The following is a 1,314-nucleotide window of genomic DNA, read 5'->3' as shown; positions in this document are numbered from 1 at the left end:
GCCCGTCAATTCCCAACTGACAGTCGACGATACGACGTGCACCGCAATCAGCGGCGGTTTCGAATGCTCCGCCGACTCCAACCAGGTCCGCTACGTCGACGGCAACCTCACATTGACCGGCACACAAACCACGACAACAGCAGTACCGACCACGATCCCCACAACCACCCCGCCAACCGCATATGGGGCCCCCATGGACGTCTACACAGACAGCACCACCCCAGCCGCCCCAGGAACAACCTGCGGAGCATCCACCGGCCGACGAGTCCTCACCGTCGTCAGCGGAACCATTTCCTGCGCGGACGCACTCACCGTCATGGACACCTACCGGGGCCTCCCCCTCGACTCAGCCCACGGCAATGCGAACATCCGCGAATTCGACGGCTGGAACTGCGCAAGCCCCACCTACGTAATGTCCCGAGAACTCGGCTACGGATCACGATGCTCAAAGGGCGACATCGATCTGAGGACGCCCGTCAGCTGACACCGATGCACACACGAATACACGCGCACCCCCACTTCACCCAACCACCCGAAAGCAGCAACACATGAACACCGTAACCAAAATTTCCATCATTGCTTGCACTGCAGCAAGTCTCGCCCTCACAGGCTGCAGCAGCGACGACACCGAACAATCCGCTCCCACCACCACAACAACAACAGCCAACACAACAACAAACTCTCAACCAACCAGCACCACAACATCTTCGAGCACCACCACCGCACTCACCACCGGCAACCGTGCAAACTCACCAACAGACAACAAACCCCCACAAATCGGCGATACACAACACGCCACAGGCCAAGGATTCACCGCAGACCTGGCGATCCTCACACCCTCGTTCACCACAACGAAGTCCGGCAACAAAGCCTTGACGTTTCCAGTCGTCATCGATGTCACAACCGGCAAACTGAACGCCCAACCAAGCTATTGGAAAGTCACCACCCAAAGTGGGCAGACAATCAAAGGCAACTACTCAACCGGCATTCCCACCGCAATTGGCGACGCCGACCTCGACGGCCACATCGAAGGCCTCATCCCCTTCGCCGATTCAAATCTCTTGACGAACCCTGATGTCGCCATCTCCAAGATCACGCTCTACACAAGCTTCGGATACAACACCGAAATCGCGAGCTGGACCTTCCCCACAGCAATCGCGGTCACAGATATTCCCACGAAGTAGAACACTCGCGCACTACTCGTCACACAACACGACATGCCTTGTGCACGAAGGACATTAGTCCAACCACACAAACCGACCCGACAACCCCACATTCAGGGCCGTCGGGTCGGTCCTTTCACATCACTAAAAC

General features: G+C 57.5%; 2 protein-coding genes. Both read left to right on the top strand.

The genetic code is table 11. The features are described 5' to 3' along the window. On the top strand, window positions 1-484 hold a 484-nt coding region (locus ACIQ2D_RS22060), incomplete at its 5' end, for a hypothetical protein (protein ID WP_402867426.1). Window positions 485-548: 64 nt separating this feature from the next. After that, window positions 549-1,184 carry a hypothetical protein gene (locus ACIQ2D_RS22055; protein ID WP_003944246.1) on the top strand — a complete coding sequence of 212 codons (636 nt, stop codon included), beginning with the start codon at window positions 549-551 and terminating at the stop codon, window positions 1,182-1,184. Window positions 1,185-1,314 lie beyond the last annotated feature (130 nt).

Origin of the sequence: Lysinibacillus sp. NPDC097287 (genome assembly GCF_044761695.1) — a bacterium.
In the GTDB taxonomy this organism is placed as follows: Bacteria; Bacillota; Bacilli; order Bacillales_A; family Planococcaceae; genus Lysinibacillus.
This window is presented reverse-complemented; position numbering and strand designations above follow the sequence as displayed.

Coding starts and splice junctions, on each gene's coding strand:
- ACIQ2D_RS22055 (WP_003944246.1), top strand. CDS start 549: ATGAACACCGTAACCAAAATTTCCATCATTGCTTGCACTGCAGCAAGT.